Annotated in this window: 21 protein-coding genes and 2 pseudogenes; 12 read left to right on the top strand and 11 right to left on the bottom strand. The window is 71.8% G+C overall.

The features are described from left to right. Nucleotides 1–217: 217 nt before the first annotated feature. Together IE294_RS30115 and IE294_RS30110 are read left to right on the top strand one after the other, a co-directional pair. Nucleotides 218–1303 carry an alkene reductase gene (locus IE294_RS30115; protein WP_189891266.1) on the top strand — a complete coding sequence of 362 codons (1086 nt, stop codon included), beginning with the start codon at nt 218–220 and terminating at the stop codon, nt 1301–1303. 170 nt (nt 1304–1473) lie between these two features. After that, entirely contained in the window at nt 1474–1995 is a 522-nt protein-coding gene (locus IE294_RS30110; RefSeq protein ID WP_189891264.1) for a MarR family winged helix-turn-helix transcriptional regulator, read from the top strand. Nucleotides 1996–2064: 69 nt separating this feature from the next. Here IE294_RS30110 and IE294_RS30105 read toward each other — a convergent pair whose 3' ends face one another. From IE294_RS30105 to IE294_RS30095, 3 genes are all read right to left on the bottom strand, one after another. Further along, entirely contained in the window at nt 2065–3333 is a 1269-nt protein-coding gene (locus IE294_RS30105) for an MFS transporter (protein WP_189891262.1), read from the bottom strand. A 48-nt stretch (nt 3334–3381) separates the two neighbouring features. Then, nucleotides 3382–4140, bottom strand: a complete 759-nt coding sequence (locus IE294_RS30100) for a GntR family transcriptional regulator (RefSeq protein ID WP_189891260.1) — start codon at nt 4138–4140, stop codon at nt 3382–3384. Nucleotides 4141–4386: 246 nt separating this feature from the next. Continuing rightward, complete coding sequence (locus IE294_RS30095; RefSeq protein ID WP_189891258.1) at nt 4387–5400, bottom strand: NADP-dependent oxidoreductase; 1014 nt, start codon at nt 5398–5400, stop codon at nt 4387–4389. Nucleotides 5401–5510: 110 nt separating this feature from the next. Between IE294_RS30095 and IE294_RS30090 the strand changes: the two genes are divergently transcribed. Then, on the top strand, nt 5511–6077 hold the full coding sequence (locus IE294_RS30090; RefSeq protein WP_189891256.1) for a TetR/AcrR family transcriptional regulator: 567 nt from the start codon (nt 5511–5513) through the stop codon (nt 6075–6077). 41 nt (nt 6078–6118) lie between these two features. On the opposite strand, the pseudogene IE294_RS47930 reads toward IE294_RS30090, so the two are convergent. Next, a pseudogene (locus IE294_RS47930) lies at nt 6119–6364 on the bottom strand (IMP dehydrogenase); the annotation flags it as partial. 14 nt (nt 6365–6378) lie between these two features. On the opposite strand from IE294_RS47930, the gene IE294_RS30085 reads away from it, so the two are divergent. After that, nucleotides 6379–6855, top strand: a complete 477-nt coding sequence (locus IE294_RS30085; protein WP_189891255.1) for an Lrp/AsnC family transcriptional regulator — start codon at nt 6379–6381, stop codon at nt 6853–6855. On the opposite strand, the gene IE294_RS30080 is transcribed toward IE294_RS30085, so the two are convergent. Further along, complete coding sequence (locus tag IE294_RS30080; protein ID WP_229917425.1) at nt 6822–7754, bottom strand: quinone oxidoreductase family protein; 933 nt, start codon at nt 7752–7754, stop codon at nt 6822–6824. The two genes, IE294_RS30085 and IE294_RS30080, sit on opposite strands and share 34 nt — an antisense overlap. Nucleotides 7755–7928: 174 nt before the next feature. Between IE294_RS30080 and IE294_RS30075 the strand changes: the two genes are divergently transcribed. Continuing rightward, nucleotides 7929–8684 carry an SDR family oxidoreductase gene (locus IE294_RS30075; RefSeq protein ID WP_189891253.1) on the top strand — a complete coding sequence of 252 codons (756 nt, stop codon included), beginning with the start codon at nt 7929–7931 and terminating at the stop codon, nt 8682–8684. A 16-nt stretch (nt 8685–8700) separates the two neighbouring features. Beyond that, entirely contained in the window at nt 8701–9366 is a 666-nt protein-coding gene (locus IE294_RS30070) for a TetR/AcrR family transcriptional regulator (protein WP_189891251.1), read from the top strand. A 44-nt stretch (nt 9367–9410) separates the two neighbouring features. On the opposite strand, the pseudogene IE294_RS49820 reads toward IE294_RS30070, so the two are convergent. After that, nucleotides 9411–10015 (bottom strand): annotated as a pseudogene (locus IE294_RS49820) (helix-turn-helix transcriptional regulator). Between the two features lie 102 nt (nt 10016–10117). Between IE294_RS49820 and IE294_RS30055 the strand changes: the two are divergent. Together IE294_RS30055 and IE294_RS30050 are read left to right on the top strand one after the other, a co-directional pair. Continuing rightward, complete coding sequence (locus IE294_RS30055; RefSeq protein WP_189891323.1) at nt 10118–10258, top strand: zinc-binding dehydrogenase; 141 nt, start codon at nt 10118–10120, stop codon at nt 10256–10258. Between the two features lie 535 nt (nt 10259–10793). Beyond that, nucleotides 10794–11462, top strand: a complete 669-nt coding sequence (locus tag IE294_RS30050; RefSeq protein ID WP_189891249.1) for a DedA family protein — start codon at nt 10794–10796, stop codon at nt 11460–11462. Nucleotides 11463–11998: 536 nt separating this feature from the next. On the opposite strand, the gene IE294_RS30045 is transcribed toward IE294_RS30050, so the two are convergent. After that, nucleotides 11999–12925 (bottom strand): LysR family transcriptional regulator, encoded by a 927-nt coding sequence (locus tag IE294_RS30045; RefSeq protein WP_189891248.1) that lies wholly within the window; start codon nt 12923–12925, stop codon nt 11999–12001. Nucleotides 12926–13080: 155 nt separating this feature from the next. Here IE294_RS30045 and IE294_RS30040 point away from each other — a divergent pair, with 155 nt between their 5' ends. After that, the gene (locus IE294_RS30040) at nt 13081–13824 is read left to right on the top strand and encodes an SDR family oxidoreductase (RefSeq protein ID WP_189891246.1); all 744 of its coding nucleotides are present in this window, start codon (nt 13081–13083) and stop codon (nt 13822–13824) included. Nucleotides 13825–13995: 171 nt separating this feature from the next. Further along, entirely contained in the window at nt 13996–14799 is an 804-nt protein-coding gene (locus IE294_RS30035; RefSeq protein WP_189891244.1) for an SMI1/KNR4 family protein, read from the top strand. On the opposite strand, the gene IE294_RS30030 is transcribed toward IE294_RS30035, so the two are convergent. Together IE294_RS30030 and IE294_RS30025 are read right to left on the bottom strand one after the other, a co-directional pair. Continuing rightward, nucleotides 14774–16285 carry a serine/threonine-protein kinase gene (locus IE294_RS30030; RefSeq protein WP_229917416.1) on the bottom strand — a complete coding sequence of 504 codons (1512 nt, stop codon included), beginning with the start codon at nt 16283–16285 and terminating at the stop codon, nt 14774–14776. The genes IE294_RS30035 and IE294_RS30030 overlap by 26 nt on opposite strands. A 94-nt stretch (nt 16286–16379) precedes the next feature. After that, on the bottom strand, nt 16380–16538 hold the full coding sequence (locus tag IE294_RS30025; protein ID WP_189891319.1) for a hypothetical protein: 159 nt from the start codon (nt 16536–16538) through the stop codon (nt 16380–16382). A gap of 405 nt (nt 16539–16943) precedes the next feature. Here IE294_RS30025 and IE294_RS30020 point away from each other — a divergent pair, with 405 nt between their 5' ends. Continuing rightward, nucleotides 16944–19253, top strand: coding sequence for a beta-L-arabinofuranosidase domain-containing protein (locus IE294_RS30020; RefSeq protein ID WP_189891242.1), 2310 nt, complete (start codon nt 16944–16946; stop codon nt 19251–19253). A gap of 111 nt (nt 19254–19364) precedes the next feature. Next, nucleotides 19365–19937 (top strand): MarR family winged helix-turn-helix transcriptional regulator, encoded by a 573-nt coding sequence (locus tag IE294_RS30015; RefSeq protein WP_189815095.1) that lies wholly within the window; start codon nt 19365–19367, stop codon nt 19935–19937. A gap of 55 nt (nt 19938–19992) precedes the next feature. Here the strand turns inward: IE294_RS30015 and IE294_RS30010 are convergent, their stop codons facing one another. Both IE294_RS30010 and IE294_RS30005 read right to left on the bottom strand, forming a co-directional pair. Continuing rightward, on the bottom strand, nt 19993–20715 hold the full coding sequence (locus IE294_RS30010; protein WP_189891241.1) for a gamma-glutamyl-gamma-aminobutyrate hydrolase family protein: 723 nt from the start codon (nt 20713–20715) through the stop codon (nt 19993–19995). Continuing rightward, on the bottom strand, nt 20712–22202 hold the full coding sequence (locus tag IE294_RS30005) for an aldehyde dehydrogenase (protein WP_189891239.1): 1491 nt from the start codon (nt 22200–22202) through the stop codon (nt 20712–20714). Before IE294_RS30005 ends, IE294_RS30010 begins: the two co-directional genes overlap by 4 nt. Nucleotides 22203–22268: the final 66 nt, after the last annotated feature.

Here is a 22268-nt window from a genome sequence, read left to right as displayed (position 1 = left end):
AGCAGGTAATTCGGTGGGCTCCACCTTGGAGATCGATCGCAGCAATGGATACAGGCCCTGTACCTGCCACTGCCTTCTGCACATTCCACCCGTGATGCACTTCACACGCCCTTGAAGGGAACGCCCTCGCATAAATTCTTGTTCGAACAAGTAACGACCTTGCGGAGACCTCGCTCGGCCGTACGAACACGCCCCTTCCGCTACGAAAGAGACGACGATGTCAAAGGCATTCGAGCCTTACGAGCTCGGTGGCAAGCGCCTGGCCAACCACCTGGTGATGGCGCCGATGACCCGAAGCCGCGCCTACGGTCCCGGCCAGAGCCCCATGCCGTTGACGGCGGACTACTACACGCAGCGCGCCTCCGCCGGGCTGATCGTCACCGAGGGCGTCCAGCCCTCCCGGGTCGGCCAGGGCTACCCCGACACCCCCGGCATCCACACCACCGAGCAGGTCGCCGCCTGGCGTCAGGTCACCGGAGCCGTGCATGCCCAGGGTGGCGTGATCTACCTCCAGATCATGCACACCGGACGGGTCGGCCACCCCGCGCTGACGGGCCTGCAACCCGTCGGCCCCTCCGCCGTCGCAGCCGCCGGGCAGGTGTACACCCACGAAGGCCCCCAGGACTTCGTCACCCCGCACGAACTGACCGACGCCGAAGTCCACGCCACCATCGCCGACTACGCCACCGCCGCCCGCAACGCCGTCGAGGCCGGCTTCGACGGTGTCGAGCTGCACGGCGCCAACGGCTACCTCATCCACCAGTTCCTCGCCCCGAACAGCAACCGGCGCACCGACGCATGGGGCGGCAGCCCCGAGAACCGCATCCGCTTCGCCGTGGAGACCACCAAGGCCGTCGTCCAGGCCATCGGCGCGGACAGGGTCGGCTTCCGCCTCTCCCCGGGCAACCCCTTCAACGACATCGACGAGTCCGACACCGCCGTCACCGAGGCCACCTACACGGCCCTGGTCGAGGCCCTCGCCCCGCTGAACCTGGCCTACCTGCACCAGATGGAGGCCCCCGGCGTACGCGACCTGACGCTCCGGCTGCGCAAGGCATGGCCCACGACCTACGTCCTCAACCCCTTCACCGGCCAGGCACCCACCGGACCGGCCGAGCTGGAACTCGTCGAGAACGGCACCACCGACCTGCTCGCCTACGGCACCCTCTTCCTCGCCAACCCCGACCTGCCCGCCCGCCTGGCCCAGGGCGGCCCGTTCAACACCCCCGACCCCACCACCTTCTACGGCGGTGGCGAGAAGGGCTTCACCGACTACCCCACGCTGGACGAAGCCCGCGGCTGACGGCTCGGCGACGGACCCGAGCCCGCCGGGCATGCCGCGCCCGAGCAGCACATACCCTGCTGCACAGGACGCGGACCCGAGAGCCTGTACGCGGCAGCCGGCCCCCGCGCCGGCTGCCGCGGTCGGCACGGGCCAGGACGGCCGCACGGGAGAAAGCGGAAGGCAGCACCATGGACTCCGAGGCAATGCAGCAGGTCACCGAGACCGGGGAGCTCCCCGAGGCCGCACACCGCGGACCCATCAGCCACGCGATCTTCCGGGTGGCCCGCCTGCACCGCATGCTCGCCGGCCAGCTGCTGCGCGAGGTCGGGCTGCACCCGGCCCAGGAACTGGTCATGATGCAGCTGTGGGACCGCGGCCGGATGCGCCAGACCGACCTGGCCCGGCACGTCGGTGCCGACGCCGCCACCATGACCCGCACCATCCAGCGTCTGGAGAAGGCCGGCTTCGTGCGCCGCGTGCGCTCCACCAGCGACAGGCGCTCCGTCCTGGTCGAACCCACCGCCGCCAGCCAGGCTCTGCGCCAACAGGTCGAAGACCTCTGGGCCCGCCTTGAGGACTACGCCACCGGCGACCTCACCGACACCGAACGCGGCGAGGCCCTCACCGTCCTCGAACACCTCGAAACCAACCTCGCCGCCCGCATCGGCGACACCCAGCCGACTTCGCACCCCGACGCGGCCGACGCCTGAACAGGCGCGTGCGATCCGCCGGAGTGGACCAAGCGCCCCTGGCACACCTACGTGTTCGCGTTCCCGGTGCTACGTGACCGACTGCTGCCGGGTCACCTCACCTCTCGTGGGAACCGCGCTCCTCGTCCGGAGCGGTGAGGGGAGGGTGAGAAGGACGCTGACGCTCATCCCGGCGGCGCCGATCCACAGGGTGGCTGCCGCTCCGAGTACGGAACCCAGAGTTCCGCCCAGCAGTCCGCCGAGAGGCATTCCTCCCCAGGAGATGAAGCGGATCGTCGCGTTCGTCCGGCCGAGCAGCCTGTCCGGCGTGAGGGCCTGCTGGAAACTCGTCTGTGCCACCACTCGGACGACTCCGCCCAGCGAGAGAGCCGCGAGTCCCACCGCGGCCACGTACACGCTCCACCCCGGCCGGGCCAGCGGCATCAGGGCAGTCAGCGGACAAGTGACCAGTGACGCCAGCCAGATGACCGTACCCTGACCGACCCGCTTCGAGGCGGTGCTGGCCAGCAGGGCGCCCAGCAGAGCGCCGAGGCCCATCCCCGAGAACAGCAGGCCGATGCCGGAGGGCTGGAGGCCGATCTCGCGCTTCAGGAAAACGAGCAACATGGCCTGGTACACGGCCAGGGAGACGTTGAAGACCGCGTCCCCGAGGGTGATGGCACGCAGTACGGGATGGCGGAGGACGAACTTCAGCCCTTCCTTGGTCTCGCGTCGCAGACCGGGGTGCCTGCCTGGCCGTGGCGTGTGTTCATGTGCGTGGATGGTGGCCGCGAGAAGGCCGGACAGGGCCATTCCTGCCGCGCCGGCCACGAGAGTGGCGGGGGCTCCGACCAGGGCGGTCAAGGGGCCTGCCGCGGCCGGGCCGCTGATGCTCGTCACGGAGCGGACAGCCGACAGTCTCGCGTTGCCTTCCACGACCTTGTCGCGTCCCACCAGGTGCGGGAGGTAGCTGACGTAGGCGACGTCGAAGAAGACGGTCAGCGTCCCGTGGATCAGGGCGATCGCACAGAGCCACCAGATGGTGAGCAGGTCCGCCCACCATGCGACGGGGACGGTCGCGAGTACCAGCGCACGGGCGAGGTCGGCAGCGACCATCACCGTTCGCTTGCGCAGCCGGTCGACCCACGCCCCGGCCGGCAGCCCGACCAGGAACGAGCCCGCCGTCGTCATCGCTGCCAGCAGCCCGACGTGGAACTCGTCCGCGTCCAGTGCCGCTACAGCCACCAGCGGCAGCGCCAGGAAGACGACCCGGTCACCGAACTGACCCAGCGCGGTGGCGGCGAACAGACGGCCGAAGTCCCGGTCACCGAGGAGTCCGGGCCGGGCGGATGCGGACATCGAGTCTCCAGCGGTCGGGGGGAGGCGTCACCTGCGCGGGTCCGGCGGTCACGGGCGATCGATCCCGAACTCGTAGACCACTGCTCGGTGCGCGTCCGGGATGACGATGTCGGCTGTCTCCACCGGCCGGCCGTCCGTGTCGAAGATGGTCCGCTCGATCCGCAGTACCAGGTCACCCACCCCGATCCCCAGGAGCCGCGCCTGTACGGGGGTGGCACGGGCCGGGCGCTGCAGCTCGACCACCGTGTCGACGGTGATGCCGATGGCACGCATACGCGCTACCACCCCCTTCCCCGCGAGCGGCCCCCGCTCGGGAAGCATCACCGGCGTTCCCTCCGTGACGGCCATCGGCTCCCAGGACGCGGAGAGCTGGATGGGCCGGCGGTCGGCGAGGAACTCGTAGTGCGTGTGGACGCAGAGTTCTCCGGACGTGACGGCGAGCCGCTGGGCGATGGTGTCGGGGGCGGGAACACGCACCTGGCTGTGCGCCTCCCAGGCATCCGCCGCGCCCCGCTCCCGCGTACCGACGCGCCCGGGAGAACCACCCGAACGCCCGCGGTGCCAGGAGCGGACCAGACGCAGGCGCTCACGCGGCTCCCGGACATACGTGCCCGAACCCGCACGCCCCTCAAGGAGCCCATCCTCGATCAAACGGTCCATGGCCCTCTGCACGACGTTGCGGCCCACCTGGTACTCCTCGGCGAGCCGCACGCGGGGAGGCAGCCGCTCCCCGGTCTTCCACTCCCCCGCCAGAACCCGGGCGCGCAGCACATCGACCAGTTCGAGGTACGGCGCCTTGCGGGGCATCGCGAATCCTTCCCTCCACGCTCAGCGCGCGGCATCAGGTTGCAGGGGCGCTGGAACGCTACTGCACCGCGAAGAATCTGCTGGAGTAGCCGCACACACAGCACACCTCCCACCAGCTGGGTTTCGTGCCGGCGTCGACGGTTCCCGTATTCGGTGATGGCCCGCCCCACGTCGCGGCGGTCGCCGGCTCCGCCCCCTCTGCCCACGGCACCGGGGTGGTGAGCGGGCCGCCCTGGAGGCGGACGATCACTGGGCCACCGTGAGCACGATCTTGCCCTGGATGTGCCCGCGGGCGGCGCGTTCGTGCGCTGCCCGGGCATCCGCCAGGGCGAACGTGCTGTCGATCGCGACGCGGACCGTGCCCGCGTCGAGCAGGCGCCCCAGTTCGGCGAGCTGCGCACCGTTCGAGCGGACCTGGGCGCTGGAGACCGTGACGCCCAGCTTCGCGGTCTCCTCTTCGTCGAAGTCCCCGGGGAGCACGGGGAACTGGGCGCCGCCGCGCTTGAGTGTGCGCAAGAAGCGCTTGCTGTCGGGGCCGCCGACGGTGTCGACGACGAGGTCGACGTCGTGCACGAGTTCCTCAGCACGGCTCTTGGTGTAGTCGATGAACCGGTCGGCGCCGAGGTCGCGCAGGAACGGTTCATGCGCGCCCGACGCCACGGCGATGACCCGTGCGCCCTTCCACTTCGCCAGCTGGAGCGCGAAGTGCCCCACACCTCCGGCGGCGCCGTTGACGAGCACCGTCGTGTCGGCGTCGAGTGCCGTCGGGCGGTGCCGTGCGTCCTGGAAGGGCGAGGGGTGATCGTGTCCCGGGTCGATCAGGAACTGCCACGCCGTCAGCCCGGCCATGGGCGCCCCGGCGGCGTGCACGTGGTCGATGCCGGCCGGCATGCGCGCGAGGTCCGACGCGGGGGCGGCCACGTACTCGGCGTATGCGCTGCCGTGGAAGCTGGGGAAGCGCAGGAGACCGAAGACTTCGTCACCTACGTCGAAGCCGTCCACGTCCGCGGCGACGGCCTCGACGACGCCCGACACGTCCGTCCCCGGAATCACCGGCAGGCTGACCGTCGATTCCGACTCCCCGGGCATCCTGGTCAGCCCGCCCCGCAGGTACCAGTCGGGAGGATTGACGCCGACCGCGTGGACGCGAACGAGCACCTCGCCCGGCCCCGGTTCGGGGATCGGCACCTCGTCGTAACGCAGCACTTCAGGGCCGCCGTGCTCGTGGAGCCGGACGGCCCTCATCGTGTGTGTCGGCATCGGTTTCTCCTGCCCCAGTTGCGGGATACGCTATCCGGATCAGCGGTCCACATAAACGGACCACTGATCCGAATATATGGATCACTGATCCGGACAGTCAAGAGGGACAGATGCGGGCCGACGCCAGGAAGAACCGCGACCACCTGCTCGCCACAGCGGGCACCGCCATCGCCGAGCACGGCGTCGACGTGTCACTGCGCGACATCGCGCGCAGGGCCGATGTCGGGCTCGCGACGCTGCTGCGCCACTTCCCGACGCGTGAGGCGCTGCTCGACGCCCTGCTGCGCACGAGTTTCGACGAGCTGACGGCCAAGGCAGGCGCACTGGAGGCCTCCAACTCGCCGGAGGACGCGCTGGTTTCGTGGCTGCGCGACTGCGTCGCCTGGACGACCGAGTACCGCGGCGTGACCGTGCTGATGGCAGCCGCCATCGAGGACACCGAATCCGCACTCCATACGTCATGTGTCACCCTGCGCGCGGCCGGAGCGCGGCTCCTCACCCGCGCCCAGGCTGCCGGCGCGGCGCGCACCGACATCGATGGCGCCGATCTGTTCGCGCTGGTAGCGGCGCTCGCGTGGCTCGGCGATCAGCCCTCGCTCGCACCACAGGCGGACCACCTCTTCGAGGTCGTCGCGCACGCGCTCGTGACGAATCCAGGGAGGACCGGCACCGGGTGACGCCCGGTCAGCGGGGCCGGTACCAGCCCCTGGCCGGCACCTCACGGCCGCACCAGTACCTTGAGCGCCTCGCGCGCGTCCACGGCTCGGTAGCCCTCGGGTATGCCGTCGGGGCCGACGGTGCGGTCGAAGACCCGGCCGGGTTCGATGCGTCCCTCAAGGATGTCGGGGAGGAGCTCGTCGATGCAGGCGCGGGCCGGGGCGGGGCCTGCGGTGAGGGTGATGTCGTGGCCGAAGAGGCTGCCGAAGCCGATCGGGGCCTCCTCGTACTGGGGGACGCCCAGACGGCCGGCCGACCAACGTGGAGCTGGCCAAGCGGGTCGGGCTGACCCCGCCGCCCTGCCTGCGTCGGGTCAAGCGGCTGGAGGAGGCCGGCGTCATCGCCGGGTACCGGGTGGTCATCAACCCCGAGGCGCTGGGCCGCGGCCTGGAAGTTCTGATCGACGTCGAGATCTACGCCCAGGACCGCAAGAGCTTCGAGGAGTTCGAGGGCACCGTTGCCTCCTATGAGGAGGTCATCGAGTTCCGTCGCTTGTACGGGCGCCCCGACTACTTCATCCGCGTCGCCGTCGCCGACCACGCCGCCTACGAAGCCTTCCGCACGGGCAAACTCAGCGGCCTGCCGGGTGTCCGGTGTATCGAATCCCATCTGACCATGAAGGACATCAAGACCAACGACCAGGACAGCGCTCGCCCGAGCCATCGCGCGGGCGAGCGCCTGAGACGGTCCCTCACGGAGTCGGGTTACGGCAACAGGACGATCTTCCCGGTGGTGTGACCTGCCATGCTCTCGCGATGGGCGGCGGCTGCCTCACGCAGCGGGTGGCTGGACGCGATCAGGATGCGCAGTCGTCCCGCCGCCGCGGCTTCCGTGAGCTGGAGGCGGGCGGCCTCCCTGATCCCGGTGCCGAGGTCGCCGCCGGGCCCGCTGCCGAGGAGTTTGATCCCGGCCTGGCCCCCGCGCTCGAACGCCGCGATGGTGGCGATACGGGAACGGTCGCTCACGAGTTCCAGGGAGACGTCCACCGCCTCGTCGGTGCCCACGAGGTCGGCCGCCGCGTGGATCCCCTCCGGCGCCGCCGCACGTACGCGGTCCGCCAGGCCGGGCCCGTACGCGACCGGGACCGCGCCCAGTTCCCTCAGCAGCTCGTGCTTGGCGGGGCTTGCCGTCGCGACAACGGTGGCGCCGCGCGCCACGGCCAGCTGGACGACTACGAGGCCGACCCCTCCGGCGGCCCCGTGGACCAGCACCGTCTCGCCCTTGCCGAGTCCGACCGCTTCGAGGACGTGTACGGCGGTCGCGCCGGCGGACATCAGCCCGCCGGCCTGCTCCCAGGACAGGCCGGCCGGCTTCGGCACCACGGACGTGGCCGGGACGACGAGTTCCGCGGCGTACGCGCCGGGCGCACGGTAGGCGATCACCTCGTCGCCCACCTGGACGGGACCTGCGGGGCCGGTCGCGTCGGCGCCCACGGCGGTGACCACACCGGCCGCCTCGGTACCCAGCCGCAGCGGCAGCTTCGCCGGATCGGCTCCGAAGACACCGCCGTACACCTTGTAGTCGAAGGGATTGACACCGATGGCACGGACCGCGATGCGTACCTGACCGGGCCCGGGCTCCGGGACGGTCACGTCGATCACCGACAGCACCTCGGGACCGCCGTAGGCGCTCGCCACTACTGCTTCGCTCATGCCCGTGGGCAACACGTTGCCGACGGCGATCATTCCGCCGTCCTCGCGGTTTCTCATGTGCCGGTGGAAAGCGAGTCGGTATCGCGGGTGCATTTGAGCGGAGCGCTCCGCTCCGATAAGGTGGATGCAGAACACATTGATCCGCCGACCGGAGGACACATGACGACGAGCAAGCCGACCGCGCTGGTCACGGGCGGCAGCCGGGGCATCGGCGCGGCCACCTCGCGTGAGCTGGCGGCCCGTGGGTACCGCGTGGCCGTCAACTACTTCTCGAACCGCGAGGCCGCCGACCAGGTGGTCAAGCAGATCGAGGCCGACGGCGGCGAAGCCTTCGCCGTGCGGGCCGATGTGTACGACCCCCGCCAGGCGGCCGAACTGCTGGAGCACTCCGCGGTCGACGGGCGCCTGGACGTCCTCGTCTGCAACGCCGGTGCCCGCTTCACCCCGACCCCGCTCCCCAACCTGTCCTGGGAGGACTTCCACGCGAAGGTGACGAACGAACTCGCGTCCGTCTACACCCTCACCCAGCAGGCGCTGGCCGTGATGGGCGCCCAGGGCGGGGGCCGGATCGTGTACGTCTCCAGCGCCCTGGCCGAGGGTCCGCCCACCGTCGGCATGGCCGCGCACGGCACCGCCAAGGCGGCCCTGAACACCTTCGCCCGCTTCGTCGCCTACGAGGCCGGCCCGCTCGGCGTCAACGTCAACGTCGTGGCGCCCGGGTTCGTGCGCACCGAGGCCAGCGCCGGACAGCCGGTCGAGTTCCAGCGGCGCCTGGTCGAGCGCACCCCGCTCGGGCGGGTCGCGGAACCGGAGGACGTGGCCCGGGCGATCGCGATGCTCGTCGGCGTGGAGGCCGGTTTCATCACCGGCTCGGTCGTCACCGTCGACGGCGGGCACGGCGTGGGGCGCCCCTGAGGGAGAATGCCGCATCATGGGTGACACGTACACAGGCAAACCGCGAGGCCGACAGCGGGAGGCGGACCGCAACGACGCCCGCCTCTTCCAGGCCGCGCGCGAGGTCTTCGCCGAGCGCGGCTGGGACGCTCCCGTCTCCGAGATCGCCCGCCGGGCCGGCATCGGCATGGGCAGTCTCTACCGCCGCTACCCCAGCAAAGAGCTGCTGGCCCAGCGCATGCGGATCGCGGGGATGGAACAACTCGTCACGCAGGCGCGGACCGCACTCGCCGAGGAGCCCGACCCCTGGACCGCCCTCGTTCGCTTCTTCCGTGACGCGTTGGCCGACCAGGGGGCGGGCGGTCCGCTCCTCCCCCTGGTCGGTGGCCGGCTACCGGCCACCGACGAGGTGCGGGCCGCCGCGGACCGGCTGCGCGCGGCGCTGGACGACCTGGTGGACGGCGCGCACAGGAAGGGCGTGCTGCGCACCGACTTCACCTCCGCCGACATCCCGTTGCTGCTCGAACACCTCACTCCTCGGATCCCCGTCACCAGCGAGCGCGCCACCGCGCTGCACCTGCGCTACCTCGACCTCGTCCTCACCGGGCTGCGCACCCCGGACGCCGGCCGGCCCACGGCCCTGCACGGCCCGGCGACGCGGTGGGCGGAACTCCGGGAGCTGTGGAACGCGCCTGAACGCTGATCCCGGGCACGGTCCCCCGGCCCTGGCGGTACCCGGCCGGCTGATCAGACGGAGCCGCCGCTGATGCTGTGGCCGGGGTCCGCCGCCCAGGACGCCAGCAGGCGCAGGCCGTCGTGGGAGGGGGTGCCGGGCTCGGCGGTCCAGACGACGGTCTGAAGGCCGGGGTCGGCGGCCCAGGTGACGGCGTTCCAGTCGAGATGGAGGTCGCCGACGACCGGGTGGCGCAGATGCCGGGCCCCGGTGTCCCGGACCGCGACGTCGTGAGCGGCCCACCACTGACGGAACCGCTCGACATGATCAGCAGCCTCATGTAGCACCGCTGCTTCTGCGGGATCCTCGCGAAGTCCGTGATCAGGGCGGCGCCCATGGCGTTCCAGGCCACGATCTCGGTACGCGGGACGATCACGAAGGCGGGCGTGTGCGCCATGTCGTCCAGCATGCGCCGCGACTGCGGCTGGACCTTGGGACGCGGCCGGCGACGAGGCGGGCGGTACCGGTGCTCGTGCTTGGCCTCCAGCTCGTACAGACAGTCCCGCTGGTCGCCGTCCAGGCGCAGGACCCGGACCAGGGACTCCAGCACGGACGGCGATGGCTGGATGCGGCCCTGTTCGAGGCGGGCGTAGTAGTCGGTGCTGATGGCCGCCAGCACGGCGACCTCCTCACGGCGCAGGCCCGCGACCCGCCGCGGGCCGCCCTGCGGCAGGCCGACGGCGGCCGGGTCGAGCTCGGCTCGGCGTGCCTTGAGGAATAGCTGGACCGTCTCCGCCGGCTCGCCGAGGAAGGCCGGCTCACCCCACGGGTCGCACGCGTCCTGCCCGCCGAACAGGCCGCGGACGCAGACCGGTTGCTGGAGGCGGGCGGTCTGCGGGGCCGACTGGTGCTCACCTTCTGACGCGACGGCCCTGGACCGACGCCTCCCTCCGGCGACACGTGGTCGGCCCGGTGGCTCAGCGGTGTGGCGGGGCCGGGTCCTCGGGCTGCGGTGCGGGAAGCGCCCCGGGCCACTACGCGGAGGGCGTCAGCTCGCTGACGGGAGGGGCGCACCCGGACGGCACCGCGCCGGACCAGCCGGAGCGGGTGCGGGCGGAGTCGTGGAGCCGTACGTCGCTCACGCCGCGCCGCCGCACTGCCTTCCACGGCCGTCAGCGGGTCCCCGGCGTCCGCGGCGGCCGACGGGATCGGTGTGAACATGGGCTCGCGGGCGACGCCGTCGAGGTGCGTGCCTGTCCTCTGCCCGCCCAAGCAGAAGCGATGGGACACCGGAGGGGTTGAGCGGACCGATGCGCTCGGTGTCGGCAGGGTCGGCCGAGTCCACGGCTCGGAACACACCCCGGGCGCCATTCGTCTACAGTTCGGTAGACGGTCTACTCCACTGTAGTCGCTCGTTCCGGACGCTCGATGTCACCCGATCCGCAAGGAAGGCCCCTATGACCAGTCCGCCGCACCTGGCCGCGCAGCTGGCCGTCAATGTGCTCGACGCCCATTCGCTCCTGGCCGCCTTCGGCGTGCTGGGCGTCGGCGCGGTGCTGTTCGCCGAGACGGGACTGCTGATCGGTTTCTTCCTTCCGGGTGACTCCCTGCTGTTCACGGCGGGTCTGCTGTGCACGGGTTCGGCGGACCAGGGCGTGAAGCTGTCCCTGGCGCCGCTGCTGGTCTCGGCGGCCGTCGGCGCGCTGGCCGGGGCGCAGTGCGGATACCTGATCGGCCGCAAGGCGGGCGGCGCGCTGATCGCCCGCAGCCGTTCCCGACGCCTTCGCGAGGGCGTGCGGCGCGCCGAGGAACTGCTGGAGCGGTACGGGCACGCCAAGGCGATCCTCCTGGCCCGGTTCGTCCCGGTGGTGCGGACGGTGTTGAACCCGATGGCCGGCGCCCTGGACGTGCCGGTGCGGACCTTCACGCTGTGGCAGGTGACCGGTGGCCTGGTGTGGAGCCTCGGCCTCACCCTCGCGGGGTACGCACTGGGGTCCTCGATACCGAACGTCGACCACTACCTGCTGCCGCTCGTCGCGTTGATCGTCATCGTCTCCTTGGTCCCCCTCCTCACCGAGGTGCTGCGCACCCGCCGGGGCGCCGACGCCAGGAGAGGAACCAAGTGATCCTGGCCTTCGACGGGCCCTCCGTCGGCGCGGCGCCGGACACCCGTGGGGCGGAGTTCCCGTTGACCCCCGCCCGGTTCACGGGCGGGGGGCCGGTCCGGTGGCGAGGGGCCGACGGTCCCCGTGGGTCATCGGTCCGGGGCGGCGGGTCCCTACCGCCGGTCGGAGCGGGACGGAGGTCGCCGGCATGTGCGGGGGAACGGCCGACTACGGCGGCGACTCGCGGCCATCGGTACGCGGACCAGGGAGCGACGCCGGACTCGGTCCCGGCCTCGCCGTGCCTCTGGACGAGGTGGCGAACTCGGACTCGCGCCGCGCCCGCTCACCGTACGGAAGCCCGTCGGCCTCCTCTTCCGGGCCGGTCGACAAGCAGCGGACAGTGACCCGTTGGCGGACGGGCCGACGACCGACCGTACCGCTCAGACCGCCCGCAGATCGCCGACCTGTCATCCTCCGCGCCGACCGGTTCCGGTGTGCTGCCGGGGTGGGCGTGATCAGAGCGCGGGCTTGCGCCATGCCCTTGCGGACCGGGCACGTCAGGTGGTGCGGGTGAGGTGCTTCCTTGCGGATTCGCGGAAGTGGGTGACCAGGGGATTGGGGTCGGTGAGGCGCGTGGCGACCACGACCTGGCAGGGTTCGATTTCCTCGACGGGGATGGTGGCGAGGTCGGTACGGAGTGCCCAGCGCCGGTCATCGGCCGGGACGAGGGCGATGGCCCGGCCGTCGGCGACGGCTTCGAGTTTGTCCTCGAAGGTGTCGACCAGCAGCGGACCGAGGAGGGCCGGGCTGCCGTCCGGGCGGGGGTCGAGCCGCCAGAAGCTCGTCCACGCGGCGGCCATTCCGGCGCAGGCCACCAGGGGTTCGTCGGTGAAGTCGCCGGGGGTGACCGACTCCTTCCCGGACAGGCGGTGGGAGGCGGGTACGAGGAGGACCCGGGGTTCGTCGTAGAGGACGGTCACGTCCAGGCCGTCGTCCGGGACGGGGAGCGGGGTGCGGATGACGAGCGCGTCGACCCGGCCCTCGGGCAGGGCGCGTGCCTCGTCCCAGTCCAGGTGACGGGTGCGGACGTGGGCGTCGGGGTGACGGCGGCGCAGGTCGCGTACGGCGGGGGTGATGACGAGGTCCTCGACGTATCCGATGGTGACCGTGCGCGGCGGCGCGGCGGCGCGTGCGGTGAGCACCGCCTGGTGAGCCGTGTGCAGCAGCGCCTGTGCCTGCGGGAGGAAGGCCGCGCCGGCCGCGGTGAGACGGCTGCCCTGCGGGGTGCGCTCCAGCAGCCGTACGCCGAGGGCGTCCTCCAGTCGCTGGATCTGGCGGCTCAGGGAGGGCTGGGCGACGTGCAGTTCCGCGGCGGCCCGGGCGAAGTTCAGGTGCCCGGCGACGACCGTGAAGTACCGCACCAGTCTCAGGTCCAGGTCGGGGCCGGGACGGGGCGTCGCGGGGGGCGGGGCTTCCTCGGGCACGACAGCAGCCTACCGTCATGCGGTTCGCGCATGACGGGTTGCAGGACGGGTCTTGGACGCCCGGTTCGCATCGGTTGTTGACTCGATGGTGTCCGGCCGGGGCCGACCCGCCGGACGGAATCCCGTGGGCGTTTCAGGAAGTGAGTGTGTCCGGCATGGGCAAGTACGAGGGCAAGCACGTGGTGATCACCGGTGGCAGCAGCGGTTTGGGCCTGGCCACCGCGCAGTTGCTCGTGGACGAAGGGGCGCGGGTGCTGATCACCGGGCGCGACCAGGACGCCCTGGACGCCGCCCGCGACCGGCTCGGCGGCAACGCGATCGCGGTCCGCAGCGACGCCGCCTCGCTGCCCGACATCGAGGCACTGGCCGACCGGGTGAAGACCGAGTTCGGCACCGTCGACGCCCTGTTCGCCAACGCGGGCGTCAGCGGTTTCGCGCCGTTCGAGGCGACCGGTGAGGAGCTCTTCGACCACCTGCTGGCCGTCAACGCCAAGGGTCCCTACTTCACGGTGCAGAAGCTCGCTCCGCTGCTGGCGGAGGGCAGTGGTGTGGTGCTCACCACGTCCGTGGCGAACGTGCTGGGGCTTCCGATGCTCAGCGCCTACGCGGCCGGCAAAGCGGCTGTGCGCTCGATGACGCGCAGCCTGGCCCGCGAGCTGCTCCCGCGCAAGATCCGCGTCAACGCGGTCAGCCCGGGCCCGATCGACTCCGGGATCCTGGAGAAGTCGATGCCCAGGGAGGCGGCCGAAGCGACCAAGGCGCAGATGGCCGCCGACAACCCCATGCTGCGCCTCGGCGACCCCGCCGAAGTCGCCAGGGCCGTGGCGTTCCTCGCGTTCGACGCCACCTACACCACCGGCGCCGAACTCGCGGTGGACGGCGGCGGCTCCCAACTCTGACTCCACGTCGGGTCCGGGGGCAAGCGGCGGCAGGACCGTGCGGCACTCATCCGGCACACGCGCGAAGCCTTCGCGGTGATCCCCGCGGTCGCGGCACTGGCGGCACGGGACAGCTGAGCGGACACAACGCCGGCGCGTCCCTTGTCAGTGCGGTGCGTTTCACTGTCCGCCATGGAACCCACGCAAGCGACCGTCGACGACCTGCTGGCCCTGCTCGGCCCGGGGGACGCCTACATGTACCTGCCCGGCGACCCGGACCCGCTGGCTCTGACCGACCTGCTCGCCGACAGGTACGGCGCCCCGCGCACCCTCGTCCTCGACGGTTTCACCGATCCGACGGTCGACGATGCCAAGGGCGCGGCGCTCCTGGCGCCCTTCGAGGACCGGGCCGTCAAGATGCGGGCGTGGGCGTACGGGGACCAGTGGGTCGGCACGGGTACGGCGCGGGACGCCGAAGGGATCGAGCGGGCGGTCCTCGTGGTCGCGCACAGGGAGGTGCCAGAGCCTTTGACGGTCGCTCCCGACGTGGACGAGGACGTCGACTGGATGGAACGGCTCATACGGATCACCGGCTGGACGCAGCCCGCCCAGCGGCCGGACGTGGACTGGACGGAGCTGGAGTCACGTCTGGGCACCGCGCTGCCGAGCGACTACAAGCGCATGGTCGAGACGTTCGGCGCAGGCGCCTTCGACGGCTACCTGGACCTGAACCAGGAGCCGTGGACGGATCTCGGGGAGGACGGGCTGCTCATCTGGGCGGGCACGGAGCACGAGGACCTGTACTGCTGGAGGGCCGACGGCGACGACCCCGACCGTTGGCCCGTCGTGGTCCGGTCCTTCGACAACAAGGACGTCCCCTTCGACTGCCAGGCCGCGGAATTCGTCTGCCGCATCCTCATCGATCCGGACCACCCGTTCACGATGGCCCGCTACTTCGACACCCACTGGTTCATGAACTACCAGCAGAGGGACTGACCGAACCCGCGGCGCCAGAGGGCACGTTACGGTCCTTCTTCCGGTGTCCCTTCTCAGCGTTGTGGGACTTGCCGGTCCGCTCGCCGGACGGGTCCGCTCCGCTCTTGCCGTGCGATGCCGTACCGGACGGTGACGCGACCCCACTGCCTGGCGTGCCCTGTGCGGTGGTGTGTGAAGGTGGGGCCGTGGCGCCGTGGGTGCCCGTGCCGGTGGCCGGCTCCCGGCTCGGGACAGCCGGGGCGGAGCCGGAGACCTGGCTGGGGGTGGGGTCATGAAGCCGCGCTGCGGGGACCTCCCGGGCGGAGGGCCTGGCAGGGACAGATCCCGCCTCGTGACCGGAGGCCGCCTCATGGCTGGAGGCCGCCTCGTGGCTGGAGCCGGACGCGCCTGGTGCGTCGGCTTTCGCGGACGGGCTGCTCACCGCCCGGGGCGCTTCGTGGTGCGCAGGTCCGTCGGACATGCCGACCGTGGCGGCCACGGCAGCCGCCAGCGCCGCGGCCGTACCGACGACCAGATGGCGTCCGCGCGTGGGCGCGGACTTCGGTGCGGCCGTGCCGGCGGCGTGCGACGCATGCGGGTGCGTGAGGTCGGCCCACACCGGCACCTGCTCGGGGACCAGGCTCGTGACGTCAGCCGGGGGCGGGACGGCCCTGGGACCGTTCGACTCGGCCAGGGCGGCCAGGGTCCGGACGCAGTCGTCGGCCGATGGGCGGGCCTGTGCTTCCAGGGCGGTCATGTCCCCCAGCAGGGCCGCGAACTCCTCCGGGAGGGAGTCGGGCAGTTCGGGCCGCCGGTGGAGCCGCGCGATCGCGGCCTCCAAGGGAGCACCGTCGTATTCGAGTCGGCTCGTGACGCATTCGAGGAGCACCAGCCCGAGGGCGTAGACATCGGCGGGCGGGCCGACGGACTGGCCGAGCACCTGCTCGGGAGACAGGTAGGCGGCCGTGCCGACGAGTGTGCCGGTGCTGGTGCGGGTGGTGGCGTCGAGCAGCCGGGAGATCCCGAAGTCGGTCAGGTGGGGGCGGCCGGACGCGTCCAGGATGATGTTCGACGGTTTCACGTCACGGTGGACGATGCCCGCGTCGTGCGCGTGAGCCAGGGCACGCGCGAGGTCGGCTCCGAGAGCGGCGGTCTCCCCGGGCGTCAGGCGGCCCGCGGCGATGCGCGCCTTCAACGTCGGGCCTTCGATGAGCTCCATCACCAGGTAGGCACGTCCGTCATGCCGGCCGGCGTCGTAGACGGTGACCAGGCCGGGGTGCCGCAACCGGGCCAGGATCACCGCCTCGTTGTGGAAGCCGTCCTCCCTGTCGCCACCGTTGCCGTCGCGGAAGACCTTGACGGCCACCGGTCGTTTCAGACGCAGGTCGAAGCCACGGTGGACGTCGCCGGCGCCGCCCGATCCGATGGCACCGTCCAGGCGATAGCGCCCGCCCAGCACGGGTGCGGAACACTGGAACGGCGCCACTGCCGACTGGCGGAGCCTCATGCCATCTCCCACTGCTTCTCCAGGTGCTGCCCACAGGTGCGCCTGCGAGGGGGCGCCGCACACGCGTACCCCTGACAGGCCGGAGTACCCCTGCTCACGTCCGGCAGGGAGGCGCGCACCGCACGGTGACCGTGCCGCTCGGGGCCTTGCTGGTCTCCCAGGGCACGGGTGCGGCGATGGCCTGCGGGCCGAGGGCAGTGAGGGCCACGGCGGCCAGGAAGGTGAAGGCCGGTGCGCGCTTGCACAGACGCATGTGAACTCCCGTACGCGAGGCTGAGGTTCGGCTGTCGGCTCCTGTGTGGGAGGCGCGCCGCCCGGGCCGGCTGCCAGTCTCACCATGCGCGTCACTGCATGCCAAGGAGTCCTGCGTGCGCTTCGTGGATCTCCCTGCGATCACCGCGACCGGCGGGCCGTGTTCCGCGCGGGCGCCGCCGGCGGCGAGCAGACCAGGATGGAAGATGTCGGCGCCGTTGACGGCCCGTCAATCACCCCACTATGGTCTCGACGATCCAGCGAACAACGTTCGAAATCACGAACCCATGCAGTCGCTCACCGATCCCGTGGCCCTTCGCGGCAGGCCCCCGACGTGAACCCCGGCCGGGCGGCGTCGGCCACGGCCCCATGCGCTCGACTCCCCCACGCAAGGAGACGTTCGAGAATGCCCGAGTTCAGCAGAAGACGGCTCATCCAGTTCGCCGGAACCGCGGTCGCCGGCACCACCGTCGGCCCCCTGCTCGGCAGCACCGCGTCGAGGGCGGCGACGCTCCCGCCGGTCCGCACCGATATCGGGACCGAGGCGCTGCCCTTCGACTTCGGCCAGGTCAGGCTGACCGCGAGCCGGTGGCTGGACAACCAGGACCGCGCCGCCGCCTACCTCCGGTTCGTCGACGTCGACCGGCTGCTGTACAACTTCCGCGCCAACCACCGCCTGTCCACGGGCGGCGCGAGCGCTACGGGCGGCTGGGACGCTCCCACCTTCCCGTTCCGCAGCCACGTCCAGGGCCACTTCCTCACCGCCTGGGCGCAGTTGTACGCGGTGACGGGTGACACGGTGGCCCGGGACAAGGCCCTGTACATGGTGGCGGAGCTGGCCAAGTGCCAGGCCAACAACAGGGCCGCGGGCTTCGGTGCGGGCTACCTCTCCGGCTACCCCGAGTCCGACTTCGCGGCGCTGGAGGCCGGCACCCTGCGCAACGGCAACGTGCCGTACTACACCGTCCACAAGACCATGTCCGGCCTGCTGGACGTGTGGCGGCACCTCGGCAGCACCCAGGCCCGCGATGTGCTGCTGGCCCTCGCGGGCTGGGTCGACGCGCGCACCGGCCGGCTGACCACGGCCCAGATGCAGGCCGTGCTGGGCACCGAGTTCGGCGGCATGAACGCGGTCCTGGCCGACCTCTACCAGCAGACCGGTGACGCCCGGTGGCTCACCGCGGCCCAGCGCTTCGACCACGCCGCGGTGTTCGACCCGCTGGCGGCGAACCAGGACGCGCTGGCCGGGCTGCACGCCAACACCCAGGTGCCGAAGTGGATCGGAGCGGTCCGCGCGTACAAGGCGACCGGCGTCACCCGGTACCGCGACATCGCCACCAACGCCTGGAACCACTGCGTCGGCTCGCACACCTACGCCATCGGCGGCAACAGCCAGGCCGAGCACTTCCGCGCCCCGAACGCCATCGCCGCCTACCTGGCCGACGACACCTGCGAGAGCTGCAACACGGTCAACATGCTCACCCTCACCAGGGAGCTGTTCACACTGACGCCGGACCGGGCCGCGCTGTTCGACTACTACGAGCAGGCCTGGCTCAACCACATCATCGGCAACCAGAACCCGGCCGACCCCCACGGGCACATCACCTACTTCACCCCGCTGAGGCCCGGAGGCCGGCGCGGTGTCGGCCCGGCGTGGGGCGGTGGCACCTGGAGCACCGACTACACCACCTTCTGGTGCTGCCAGGGCACGGGCGTGGAGATCCACACCCGGCTCATGGACTCCGTCTACTTCCGTTCCGGCACCACGCTCACCGTCAACATGTTCGTGCCGTCGGTGCTCACGTGGACCCAGCGCGGCATCACCGTCACCCAGACCACCTCGTACCCGGCGAGCGACACCACGACGCTGCGCGTCACCGGTGACGTGGGGGGCACCTGGGCGATGCGCATCCGCATCCCCGGCTGGACGACCGGGGCGAGCGTCAGCGTCAACGGCGTCGTGCAGAACATCACCGCGGCCACCGGGAGTTACGCGACCCTGGAGCGGGCCTGGGCCTCCGGCGACACCGTCACCGTACGCCTGCCCATGCGCACCGCGCTGCGGCCGGCCAACGACAACCCGAACGTCTCCGCGGTCACCTACGGCCCCGTCGTCCTGGCCGGCGACTACGGCGACACCGCCCTCGGTTCCCTGCCCGCCCTCGACACCTCCTCGATCAGGCGGACCAGTTCCACCGCGCTCGCCTTCACCGCCACGGCGAACGGCAGCGCCGTCGGCCTCGGCCCCTTCCACGACGCGCACGGCCACAACTACACCGTCTACTGGAACACCGGCGGCCTGCGCTCCGTCCGCCTCGCCAACGCGGCCAGTGGTCTGGTCCTGGGCATCCAGGACATGTCCACCGCCGACGGTGGCCGCGCCCTGCTCTGGAGCGACAGCGGAACGGCCGACCACGACTGGGAGATGGTCCCCGACGGCGACGCGTTCCGCTTCCGCAACATCCACAGCGGCAAGGTGCTCGGCGTGCTGAACATGTCCACGGCCGACGGCGCCACCGTCCTGCAATGGTCGGACAACGGCACCGCCGACCACCGGTGGACCCTGCTCGACCAGGGCGACGGCACCTTCATGATCCGCAACGTGCACAGCGGGAAACTGCTCGCCGTCGAGAACGGGTCCGGCGCCGTCGGCGCCTTCGCGGTCCAGGCACCCGACGACGGCACGGCCGACAACCGGTGGCGCGTCGTACGGTGACCGCCAGGCGTCCGGGGTGACCCACGTGTGGATCTCTCCCCGTACAATTTGGTACCGAACGATCGCCGGCCCGTGGGGCACGCGATCCAGGGACGACGTGAGGGAGCCACGGTGCCCAGCCAGCGGTCCATCAGCGAGGCGGAGAAGCTCGCCGCGGAGAAGCTCGGCGACATCCCCCTGCGCCGCGAGCAGATGGCCGCGGTGGCCAACATCCACCGGGCCGCGTCCGCCGTGCGCCAGCACCTGGAGAACTCCGTGCTGCGCGGCTCGGACCTGACCTGGACCGCCTTCGTGGTGCTGTGGGTGGTGTGGGTCTGGGGCGAGTCCGAGACCCGGCACGTGGCCGAGGAGGCGGGCATCTCCAAGGGCACGCTGACCGGTGTCTCCCGCACGCTGGAGTCGCGTGGACTGCTGCGGCGCGCCGGTCACCCCACCGACGGGCGGCTCGTCCTGCTGGCCCTCACGGAGGAGGGCGAGGACTTCATGCGCCGGGTGTTCCCCGCGTTCAACGAGGAGGAGGCCTTCGTCACCGCTCGGCTGAGCGACGCGGAGTGCCGCGGTCTCGCCGACGGGCTGCGGCGTGTCGTCCTCCAGATCGAGGAGGAGGGCGAGGACCGCCGCAGGTCGCTCCTGAACGGTGAGTGCCCGTCGCCGCGCCGCAGCGGACGGCGCCCCAAGGGCTGACCCGGGGCCGGCACCGCGCCCGGGCACGCGGCCCCTCGCCCCCTCCCTGCCGTCGTCAGACCGGCGCGCGTGCGGCGCGCACCAGCGCGTCGAAGAGACGCTGCTGCACCGGGTCCTCGTACGCGGTGTCCTCAGGATGCCACTGCACGGCCAACAGCGGGCCTCCGCTTGTGAGTTCGACGGCCTCGACGGTCCCGTCGGCGGCGCGGGCGGTGACCGTCAGCCCCTCCCCCAGCCGGTCCACGTGCTGGTGGTGATAGCAGGACGCCTCCGCCTTGTCGACGCCGGTGGCCTGGGCCAGGGCCGAGCCGGGGGCGATGGAGACGGGGTGGCGCACGTGCCGGTGTTCTCGCCCGGGGCCGCCCATGTCCTGGTGGAGTGTGCCGCCCAGGGCCGTGTTGACCACTTGCAGGCCGCGGCAGACGGCCAGGAGCGGCGTGCCGTGCGCGAGCGCCTGACGGGCGAGTTCCAGGTCGAAGGCGTCCTGCTCGTCGTCGACGTCGTAGACGGCCTCGTGCGCGTCGGCCGCTCCGTAGCGGTGGGGGGCGATGTCGCCCCCGCCCGGGAGCAGCAGGCCGTCGAAGCGGGCGAGGCGGGCGGCGACCTCGGCGGGGTCGGCCGTGCCGCCGGGGGCGTGCGGGTGCAGGGTGACGGGCTCGCCGCCGGCCCGCCACACGGCCTCGATCAGGGCGCGCGCGTTGACCTCGGCGGCGTAGCGCAGCGCCGAGGTGGTGGCGGAGAAGCGGGCGGGTACGGCGATCAGCGGGCGGTGGGTCACAGCTGGATCCAGGTGGTCTTCAGTTCGGTGTACTTCTCCAGGGCGTGGGCGGACTTGTCCCGTCCGTTGCCGGACTGCTTCATGCCGCCGAAGGGCACGGTGAGGTCGCCCTCCTCGTAGCAGTTGACCCAGACGGTGCCGGCCTTGAGGGCGCGGGAGACCCGGTGGGCGGTGGACAGGTCGGAGGTCCACAGACCGGCGGCGAGGCCGTACTCGGTGGCGTTGGCGAGGCTGACGGCCTGGTCGATGTCGTCGAAGGCAAGAACGGAGAGCACGGGCCCGAAGACCTCCTCGCGCGCCAGCCGGCTGCCCGGTGCGACCTGGTCGAAGACGGTCGGTTCGAGGTGGACACCGCCCGTCTCGGTGAGGATCCGGGTGCCGCCGGTGCGCAGGCGGGCGCCGTCACGCCGCGCGGCGTCGATGTGGTCGAGCACGCGCGCGAGGTGCTGCTCGCCGACCAGGGCACCCATCTCGGTGTCCGGGTCGAGGGGGTCGCCGACACGCAGCTCACGGGCGCGTCGTACGACGGCTTCGGTGACGTCCTCGGCGATGGAGGAGTGGACCAGCAGCCGGGAGGGCGCGGTGCACATCTCCCCCTGGTTGAAGAAGATGCCCCAGGCGGCGGTGGCCGCGGCCTTGTCGAGGTCGGGGGCGTCGGGCAGGACGATGTTGGGGGACTTGCCGCCCAGCTCCAGCCAGACGCGCTTGAGGTTGGAGTCGGCGGAGTAGCGCAGGAAGTGGCGGCCGACGGCGGTGGAGCCGGTGAAGGCCAGGACGTCGACGTCGGGGTGGAGGCCGAGGGCGCGGCCGGCGACCGGGCCGTCGCCGGCCACGACGTTGAGTACGCCGGGGGGCAGACCGGCCTCCAGGGCGAGCCGGCCGAGCAGCAGTGCCGACAGGGGCGAGTTCTCCGAGGGCTTGAGGACGACCGTGCAGCCGGCGGCCAGGGCGGGGGCGACCTTCCAGCCCGCGAGCGTGAGGGGGAAGTTCCAGGGCACGACCGCGCCGACGACACCGGCCGGCTCCCGGGTGACCAGGGCGAGGGCGTCGGGAGCGGTGTGCGGTGACTCGTCGGTGAGCTTGCCGGCGAGCTGGCCGTACCAGCGGAAGGTGTTGATCACGGCCCGCAGTTCGATGTCGTGGGCGTCGGTGATGGGCTTGCCCATCTCCAGGCTGACGGTGAGCGCCAGCTCGGACCGGTGTGCTTCGAGGAGATCGGCGACGCGCAGCAGGACCCGGCCGCGGTCGGCGGGGGCGAGCCGCGGCCAGGGGCCGTGGTCGAAGGCGCGGCGGGCGGCGGCCACGGCGGCGTCGACCTCGGCGGCGCCGCCGTCGGCGACTTCCGCCAGCGGCTGTCCGTCACGCGGCGAGATCACGGTGAACGTGCTGCCGCCCCCGGCTTCCTCGGTGCCGTCGATGAGATGGGTGCGGGGCAGGTCGAGCGTCTTCGCCCGGCGGAGCCACTCGTCGTGGGTGGCAACGGTCATGCGGTCCTCCAGAGCGGGGGTCAGCGGTGGGAAGGGCGGTCGGCCGCCCGCCGCGGGCGCGCGCCG

The organism is Streptomyces canarius, assembly GCF_014650735.1.
GTDB lineage: Bacteria > Actinomycetota > Actinomycetes > Streptomycetales > Streptomycetaceae > Streptomyces > Streptomyces olivaceoviridis.
The sequence above is the reverse complement of the archived record's forward strand: the minus strand, read 5'-3'. Positions and strand labels throughout refer to the sequence as shown.